The sequence below is a fragment of the Nostoc sp. genome, from assembly GCF_036917635.1.
Classification (GTDB): Bacteria; Cyanobacteriota; Cyanobacteriia; order Cyanobacteriales; family Nostocaceae; genus Nostoc.
Map to the genome: position 1 here is coordinate 87,004 of NZ_JBALCW010000093.1, position 8,714 is coordinate 95,717.

Genomic DNA, 8,714 nt, shown 5'->3' on the forward strand with positions numbered 1-8,714 from the left:
GGGTGGGCGTCTCGCCCGCCATATAAACTGGGTGGGCAAGATTGTCCACCCCACAAGATTGGATAATTTATTTCTTGGAGTTCCCCAATACGGTTCGGATAATATCCCCCCGCCTATGGCGACCCCCTTAAAAAGGGGGTCAACGAAGAAATTAGCCCCCCAATTTATCGGGGGGTTGGGGGGATCTTCGCAGGGTAAACAAGCTAACCGAACCGTATTGGATAGAGTATACTGCCCACCCTAAAAATTTTGATGTTTCGAGTTCTGAACACGAACGACCGAGTTCTGAACACAAACGACCGAGTTCTGAACACAAACAGCCGAGTTCTGAACACGAACGACCGAGTTCTGAACACGAACGACCGAGTTCCGAACACAAACGACCGAGTTCCGAACACAAACAGCCGAGTTCTGAACACAAACGACCGAGTTCTGAACACGAACGACCGAGTTCTGAACACGAACGACCGAGTTTACAGGCACGCAACCTATTAATGCTGATTTCCAGGTCTTAAACTATAATTATAACAACGCAAGTTTATCCCAGCAATTGTTGCCAATTAGCCAATTTAGACCAGAGGATAATTGTGAAGCCAATGACAATTTAAGTTTGTTTGCTGATACTTTTATTAGTGTTTGCCGAAAAGCGCCGATTAGGCGGGAGTTTCCTAACTATTATTTAGAAGATATTAAGAAAAACAAATCTGCTACTGGCAAAAAAGCTTGGAAGTTATTGAATGATAGTAGATTCAAAAAGTAGCTGTGGAGAAGATGAGATGAAAACGAAAAATGCAGATAAATTAGAATCATTCTACATTGCGATAATTCTCTACAAATCATCTTTAGATCAAGCTGATTATCAACCTTTGTACCAAGAAAGCTTTGTTTTGATTAAATCTACATCTTTAGAAGAAGCAAAAACAAAGGCTTTCAACCATAGTAAAAATGAAAGTATCAGCTATACAAATGAGAATAAAGAAACTATTACTTGGTCTTTACAGCAAGTAGTAGACGTGAATTCAGTTTTGTATGATGACTTTGATTCATCTGAGGATATTGTTGATTTATATACTCGACATTTTCGGAATTATGAGGTTTATCGCTCATTTGAGCCATTGTTATCTAAAGAGCAATTTGAGTGATAGTTATAAAACCACGCGATCGCTCTTGTCGATTCCCATCACAGACCCAAAAGCGATCGCAAGTGTTTTTACTTTATATCTATAAAAATCTAGAAGACCGTTCTTATGGGTTCCTATCAATGATAATTTTAAGCATTGGGAACCCCTAAAAATCAAAGTTTATGAACGCAGCCGACGATAAAACGATTGTTCGTGAGTATTTCAATTCCATAGGATTTGACCGTTGGAAGCGAATCTACGGCGATGGCGAAGTCAACAAAGTCCAACTAGACATCCGCAATGGCCACCAGCAAACCGTAGATACAGTTCTCGGCTGGCTGAAGGCTGATAACAATTTACCAGATTTATCAATCTGCGATGCTGGTTGTGGTGTTGGTAGTCTCAGCATCCCCCTAGCGGTAGATGGTGCGAAAGTCTATGCCACCGATATTTCTGAAAAAATGGTGGAAGAAGGCAAGGATAGAGCCAAGCAAACTTTGCCAATTGCCGAAAATCCGACTTTTGCCGTGCAGGATTTGGAATCGTTGAGTGGTAGTTACCATACTGTTATTTGCTTGGATGTTCTCATCCACTACCCCCAAGAAAAAGCGGATGAGATGATTTCTCACCTCTGTTCTTTGGCACAGTCGCGGATAATTCTTAGTTTTGCGCCGAAGACCTGCGCCCTGAGTATATTGAAGAAAATTGGCAGTTTCTTTCCCGGCCCAAGTAAAGCGACTCGTGCATATTTGCATCGTGAGGCTGATGTAGTGAAAATCTTGGAAAGTAACGGCTTTTCATTGCAACGAAAAGCGATGACGAAGACTCGTTTCTATTTTTCCCGCCTACTTGAAGCTACACGTAACTAAAGTTAAAATCGCAGCAAGATAAATATTATACCTTTGCTGCGATTTAAAAATCTGAAAGCTTAATATTGGTAAGTATTCTAGTACAGCGATCGCTCTGATTGGGAGCATGAAAAATTATTATAGCGATCGCCCAGCCATATTTAAGTAATAAAGCCAAAATTTATACTATATTGTTGACATTTAATGCGATCGCTTTCCTGCGTGACAAATAAACAGTGGGAGAACCGTAAGCGCCTAGATGCTATGGAGAAAAAACCAAGAAGATAGAAGAAGGGTTTACAAACCTAGTAGATTGATATATTGGAACCTTTGCGAAAGTCAGGTTAAAATCGCTAGCAAAGTGTAAATCTGAAGTGGAACTATGAAAACTGCTGAAAAATTGGCCGCAGCTTGGCTACTGACAATGGGATTCATGTTTATAACTCTATCAGCAGCAGAGGTATTTAATAAAACGACTACGGAAAAATCAATCACGCTACCCTTAGCTTGGGATGGTTCGATTGAGTTCTCACAAAATACCCCTGTAATTGATGATACTACGGTAGAACGTCTAATTTTTGGCATTCCTAGCCTAACATTGGGGGCATGGTTAGTATTGGGATTATACTGTCAAAGCCGACAGGAGAAAAAGGCGCTTAATCAACAAGTTAGCGATCGCTTGCAATCGATTTTTTATAAAATGCTACAAGAAAATCATGGGCGCGTAACTGTATTAGGCTTTGCCATGCAGTCACAACTACCCGCAGCCCATGCTAGGCAATACTTAGATGAAAAAGCTAAAGACTTCAATGCAAACTTTAAGGTGAACGAAGAAGGGGCTGTATCATATCATTTTGATGTCTAATTGTCATTAGTCATTAGTCATTTTTTATTAACTAATGACTAATGACCAATGACTAATAGACATCTCCAGAAATTAAATATGCGTAACCTGAAACCCTTGTAGAGACGCGAAATTTCGCGTCTCTACATTCATTGTCGGAGATGTCTATTCTGTAGTCAGCCTCATCTTGACTTTAACCCCCTTGGATGGCACTTGGGGCATATTGTCATTTGAATCAGTAATAAGTAGGTAGGCGTAATTAAATATCTATATCAAACCTCACCCTCAATCCCTCTGCTTAATATTGTCGGGGTCAGCCGGATTCAGGGTGAGGTTTTATATTTAATTTGACCCACTTACTTATCAAATCCGGTAGCATTTTAATGATTAAAAAACCGCTCCAGACGCAAAGGGAGACGACAAAGCAATAATTCCTATACAAACGGATTTGATATAAATCCCTAAAAATACCTTTAAAGCTTGAGCAATATTGCTCAAGCATGATTTTATTAACTATGCCTATGTGTTTCACTAATTAGAGTAAAGGTTTGCCATCACAGCTAACCTATTACGCCAAGCATACGGAGGTTTAATGTCGATATCTAAAGCTCTTAACAAGAACGTTACTTCTCAAAACACCGTTGAAAAACGCTTGCAGATAGAGCGTTTGATAGGAGCAACTCAAATAGTTGCACCTAGTACTGGGAGTGATGTAGTGAAGGGATTAACTCAAACATCTAAATCTCTACCCCCTTGTTACTTTTATGATGACCGTGGTTCTGAGCTATTTGAGCAAATCTGTGATTTACCAGAATATTATCTCACACGCACAGAAAAAACAATTTTACAGCAGTATGCTGGCGAAATTGCCAAGATAACTGGCGCTTGTGAATTAGTAGAACTTGGCAGTGGCAGTTCTACCAAAACCCGCATTTTACTAGATGCCTACCAGCAGCTAGACTATCCCCTGCACTACTTACCAATTGATGTGAGTGCAGGTATCTTGGAAAGTAGCGCCAAGCAGTTATTAAGAGATTATTCTTTACTACAAGTTTATGCTTTAGCGGGAACCTATGAATTAGCTCTTGCAAAACTCCTACCGACGCAATTACGCAGTAGGATGATTTGTTTTATTGGTAGCAGTTTAGGTAATCTTACGCCTAATGAGTGTGATGTATTCTTCTCTAAAATTACAGAAGCCCTACAAGTAGGTGAGTATTTCTTGTTAGGGATAGATTTACGAAAGCCGAAACAGATTTTAGAACCAGCTTATAACGACAGCCAGGGAGTGACGGCAGCATTTAACCTCAATATGCTAGAGCATTTAAATCAACAGTTTGAAGGGAATTTTGATCCTACGCAGTTTGAACACTGGGCATTTTACAATGAAAGTGAGCATCAAATAGAAATGCATTTACGCAGCTTGCGATCGCAAATTGTAGAATTACGCGCTCTTAACCTCAAGGTTAATTTTGCAATAAATGAGACTATCCTCACCGAAATTTCCCGCAAATTTGACCTCAATACCATAAAGCAGCAACTCACCGCACAGGGTTTATTACCTCTTAATGTGTGGACAGATGCAAATCAATGGTTTGGTTTATTGCTCTGTCAGCTGCAAGCATAAAGCAAATCAGAGTATGCCTCACATATATATTGGTTCTCAGTTGAGTCCAATATAAATCGCACAAAAGCAGCCCCAACCTTTGTAGGGTTGGGGAATAAAACTTCTATTCCTCTCTTCATTAAGAAATCTCGCACTGCGTTTCTATCCCGCCTCAGAATGAATTCCGAGTCTCATAAATGAACTTTAGTTCTGGGCGAGATGTCGGTGAGTGTGACAAGTCTAAGTATGTTGTATCCAAACGAGAACCGCTATAAATCATATTCCTCCCACACCAATGAGAGAGAAAAATTAAAATCTCTCTCACTGTCTTAGTATTTTCACTAAGTAAGCTTATATATGATAAGTAGGTAGGCAAGATAAAACCAAACTATGTAACGAAAAGTAAAATCTCTGTATTTGGCTCGTAGTTGCGCTGTCTTGCGCTTTAGCGCAACTACGAGCCAGTGATGATTATTTGCGCCCACTTACTTATATAAATTCATGTCTCTACCAGCCCAAACAAGTAAACTAAATATTTAGCCTCTGATTATTGCTGCATCGAAGTTGTAGGAAAAATTCTGCTGAATATAGGAAGCCGTGGTTTCGGCTTAGTTGCAACATTGCCATTAGCAGCAGAAGAGTTATTGGCTGCCTCAGAGAGGATAGATGGTTTGCTATTAGTAGAATTGGCAAAATCACTCAATTGGATAGCCGAAGGTGAATTTGAAGATATGGAAGTAATATTATCAGTATTTTGGCTGTTGGATTTTACCGGAGTTTCAGCTTGAGATGGACTAATGATAAAAGCCGAGCTTGTTCCTAATACCAGTATTAGCAGATTAAAAATATATTGTCGCATGGGGATTTTTCAAAAAAGCTTCAAGAAGTTGTATTTGTTCTCAGTTGGAAATAAAACTGTGATTTTTCAAGATAAATCACTCCGCCGTTGCAGAAAACCTGATTACAGCAATTTTCAGATGAATAGACTCAACCAAATCTTAGTTGAGAACCGTAGTTTTCACCCTCTCCCTAAATCCCTCTCCCTCTCTCTGGGAGAGGGAGTTTGAAATTCTGGCTCCCCGAATCCCGGATTTGGGATTCGGGGTTGGGGGATGAGAGCAAATCCTTTTCATCATGGAACAACTATAGGTTTCAAAATAGACGTGGTTTAGTAGCTATGCTTCAGATTTGAACGCAGCTTAGTACATCGATTCACTCACAAAAACTTAACCCCTTCAGTTACCTTTCCTATAAGGTAGGGGAAAGCTAAACTCTGCTCTCCTTTTAAGAGAGGAGTTATTCTATAATTACGGAATCGTTCTTATATATAGTCTGCAAATAGATACACCTGAAATAATTGACGTTTATTCATCAATTAAGCCAGCAGAACTATTAATAATTTAGTTGCATTTTATTATTCTTAAAAGAGAAATTTTACTGAAGTTTTTGAAAAAGACGCTTTTCAGTAAATCAGCTATTAACTTGCATATTTAATGAACTACAACCAACAATATATAAAGTTTTAATAAAAGCTGACTTTTATAAAGTACGTGTATGCGTTCTGGGACGGATACTTGAGGGACGTAGCCCAATATTTGCGAGGTTTGGTTGGGTTAAGCAAAGCAATTTTTCACAAAGCCAAGCGTATTTATTGATAATCATGGCATCCGTTAAGTTAATATAGCAATCTTAAGAGGCGGATAAATTTAACTATATTAAGTAATATAAAATTATTGTAATTAAGTTCGTAGTAAGGACTTCAGTCCTTACTACGAACCTTTAATTATTCACGCCATTTCACTTAATGCTTAAGTTATAGTGTGATGCTCTATACAAACATTTTTAACTTATTAATATCAATTAGCCTTACTCTTGGTTATGCCAAATAGTTCCTTAATAGATTTGTCAAAATCGAAAAGCTCAGATTTCCAGCTTTTCTAAGAAGCCGAGAATCTTTTTGGGCAAAAATGTATTCAAAAACACAAATAAACTTAACTTAAACTATGTATCTTTGGTAGTAGTCGCTTGATGCTTGTGATGGAAGTTAAAGAAAAGATTATCAGTTATTCTAAGTAATCATGGAAACAATTATTATTAGCACTAAATCATTCATTAGGAGAATGATTTACTGGGTTAAACAAGAATAGGAACTTAAAGTTGAGATCGAGGGTTTTGTAAATGTGCTGTTTTATCTAATTTCTCTGCTAGTCATAATTGTGACTGGCTTATAAGTTTAATCATAAATTAGCATCATCTTAGGTCAACGGATTTTGCATTGGTATTTAGCTGAGTTTAATAAATCTTCCCACTAAAGGCAGAAAGAATACTTAGCAAAATGCTGTAAGCTTTTTTATAAAAAAGCATGTAATTGGAAAAGGTATTAATGGACACTGTTTAATTTCCTAGATTCAATCTGCTTTGCTCATCTAGGTTAAATCCAATACATGTCATTTACAAAACCCTACCACCTGTAGTCCTATGAAACATAAATTGTTGAAAACTTAGAATAGACGTACTCTTATAGGTTCTATTGAGTAATAATTGCAGTTCAGAACTAAACTAAATTTATATATATAATAATAGGAAATGCTGCAATTTTTCCAAGAATTTACCTAGTAGATTTTTTGCTTAAACTCTGCAAGTAAGTAGCGGTAATTTAAGGTGAACATAGAAAAATTTATCCAACGCTCAGAAACATTGCACAATCGTTTAGCAGATTTATACCAAACTGCTAGTGTATTACCTTGGATTTCACCGGATCTGCTACCGCAAGCTTTTAAGGAACTCTATAACACCTCAAAGGTAGTGCAGTTAGCAGCAGAGGAACTCCATCAGCAAAATGAGGAACTAATAGAAACACGGAATTGCTTAGAAACAGAACGCCAACACTATCAAGAATTATTCGAGTTTGCGCCTGACGCCTATTTAGTGACTAATACAGAAGGAATCATTCAAGAAGCTAACTTCACCGCAGCTAAATTGCTCAATGTTTCAAAGCAATTTCTGGTGGGCAAACCAATGATTAACTTTGTCCCTCTAGAAGAACGTCAGCACCTTCGTAGCGAACTTATCGAAGTATCTGAATCAGACAGAGTTAAAGAGCTATTGATCCGCTTACAACAACGTCATGGCGAATTATTTGATGCAGCTTTGACAGTAGCAGTTGCCCGCAATCAGCAGGGTAAACCAACGTCTCTACGCTGGACGGTACGTAATATTACTGAACGGAAAGGAGTAGAATCAGGAGTTGTCAAAAACGATAGCGACCTCTTGTACGATCGCCCCGTGCAGAAATATTCTAAAGGAGAAACCATTCCCCTTAACCCATTAGTAATTTTGTATGTTTGTCAGGGTTTGGTGAAACTTAGTACTTACTGTGAAACGGGTGAAGAAGTTTTAATAGGATTGGCAACAGCAGAAATGGTTTTTGGTTCTAGTTTGACATCTCTAAACATTTACCAAGCGACAGCCCTCTCGGATGTTGAGTTGGTGTCAATTTACGCAGCAGAGATAGCAGCTTCCCCCAACCTGAGCCATATCCTTTTACCAAAAATTAATCAGCGCTTACGCCAAACAGAATCTTTTTTAGTCATTTGTGGAAGACGACGGGTACAAGAGCGTTTACACCATCTATTACAACTTTTGAAGCAAGAAGTTGGTGAAACTGTGCCGGAGGGAACTCGCCTAAGTGTTCGCTTTACTCACGAAGATATTGCTAGCGCTTGCTGCACTACCAGGGTAACAATTACACGATTAATCGGCAAATTACAAGAAGAAGGTGTAATCAGTTTTGACTTAAAAAAACACATGATATTGAGAGTTTTTGATTAATTACTTATGGGTATCCTATGAGAAAATTTGACCTTTTTTTAATTAAAAGTTAAAAATTAATGAAAAAGAATAATTTTCAATTATTTAATTTTGGGTAGAGAGCAAGTACTGAAATTAAAGATTTCAGTGGTCTACAATCAGTGGTGGGTACAAAGCAAGCACTGATTGCAATTTTTAATTAATAATTTTTAATTTTTAATTTTTAATTTGGAGCGAAGCGACTTGACCTCATTGTTATCTTGCAAAGAGGGTACACGATCGCAGAATTTAAAAATGTACCCAAAATAATGTATATCTAATTTGACGTGTATTGCTAAAATCGCCTACCCAGCATGTCAAAATAGGTATGCACACACTTAACACAACTCCATTTTCACTCTAGTAATTCAATTTGTAAAGTCAATCTCTGCTCCACCCAAAGGCAATCTTATGAAACCATTACGCATTTTCCTAAGCGGCTTAAC

The 8,714-nt window shown here is 38.0% G+C and carries 7 protein-coding genes; 5 read left to right on the top strand and 2 right to left on the bottom strand.

The window, feature by feature from the left end; translation table 11 throughout:
• Positions 1-151 precede the first annotated feature (151 nt).
• Positions 152-487 carry a hypothetical protein gene (locus V7K32_RS21555; protein WP_334995815.1) on the bottom strand — a complete coding sequence of 112 codons (336 nt, stop codon included), beginning with the start codon at positions 485-487 and terminating at the stop codon, positions 152-154.
• A 250-nt stretch (positions 488-737) separates the two neighbouring features.
• Here V7K32_RS21555 and V7K32_RS21560 point away from each other — a divergent pair, with 250 nt between their 5' ends.
• From V7K32_RS21560 to egtD, 4 genes are all read left to right on the top strand, one after another.
• Positions 738-1,142: a DUF4288 domain-containing protein gene (locus tag V7K32_RS21560; protein WP_334995816.1), complete on the top strand. Its 405-nt coding sequence runs from the start codon at positions 738-740 to the stop codon at positions 1,140-1,142.
• Between the two features lie 161 nt (positions 1,143-1,303).
• Entirely contained in the window at positions 1,304-1,990 is a 687-nt protein-coding gene (gene bchM / locus V7K32_RS21565) for a magnesium protoporphyrin IX methyltransferase (protein WP_334995817.1), read from the top strand.
• 361 nt (positions 1,991-2,351) lie between these two features.
• The gene (locus tag V7K32_RS21570) at positions 2,352-2,834 is read left to right on the top strand and encodes a hypothetical protein (protein WP_334995818.1); all 483 of its coding nucleotides are present in this window, start codon (positions 2,352-2,354) and stop codon (positions 2,832-2,834) included.
• Positions 2,835-3,405: 571 nt separating this feature from the next.
• On the top strand, positions 3,406-4,440 hold the full coding sequence (gene egtD, locus V7K32_RS21575) for an L-histidine N(alpha)-methyltransferase (RefSeq protein ID WP_334995819.1): 1,035 nt from the start codon (positions 3,406-3,408) through the stop codon (positions 4,438-4,440).
• 526 nt (positions 4,441-4,966) lie between these two features.
• On the opposite strand, the gene V7K32_RS21580 is transcribed toward egtD, so the two are convergent.
• Positions 4,967-5,278 (bottom strand): hypothetical protein, encoded by a 312-nt coding sequence (locus V7K32_RS21580; RefSeq protein WP_334995820.1) that lies wholly within the window; start codon positions 5,276-5,278, stop codon positions 4,967-4,969.
• Positions 5,279-7,080: 1,802 nt separating this feature from the next.
• Between V7K32_RS21580 and V7K32_RS21585 the strand changes: the two genes are divergently transcribed.
• A complete protein-coding gene (locus tag V7K32_RS21585) occupies positions 7,081-8,250 on the top strand; it encodes a PAS domain S-box protein (protein ID WP_334995821.1) in 1,170 nt (389 codons plus the stop codon).
• The last annotated feature ends 464 nt before the right edge of the window (positions 8,251-8,714 follow it).

Coding starts and splice junctions, on each gene's coding strand:
- bchM (WP_334995817.1), top strand. CDS start 1,304: ATGAACGCAGCCGACGATAAAACGATTGTTCGTGAGTATTTCAATTCC.
- V7K32_RS21580 (WP_334995820.1), bottom strand. CDS start 5,278: ATGCGACAATATATTTTTAATCTGCTAATACTGGTATTAGGAACAAGC.
- egtD (WP_334995819.1), top strand. CDS start 3,406: ATGTCGATATCTAAAGCTCTTAACAAGAACGTTACTTCTCAAAACACC.
- V7K32_RS21570 (WP_334995818.1), top strand. CDS start 2,352: ATGAAAACTGCTGAAAAATTGGCCGCAGCTTGGCTACTGACAATGGGA.
- V7K32_RS21560 (WP_334995816.1), top strand. CDS start 738: ATGATAGTAGATTCAAAAAGTAGCTGTGGAGAAGATGAGATGAAAACG.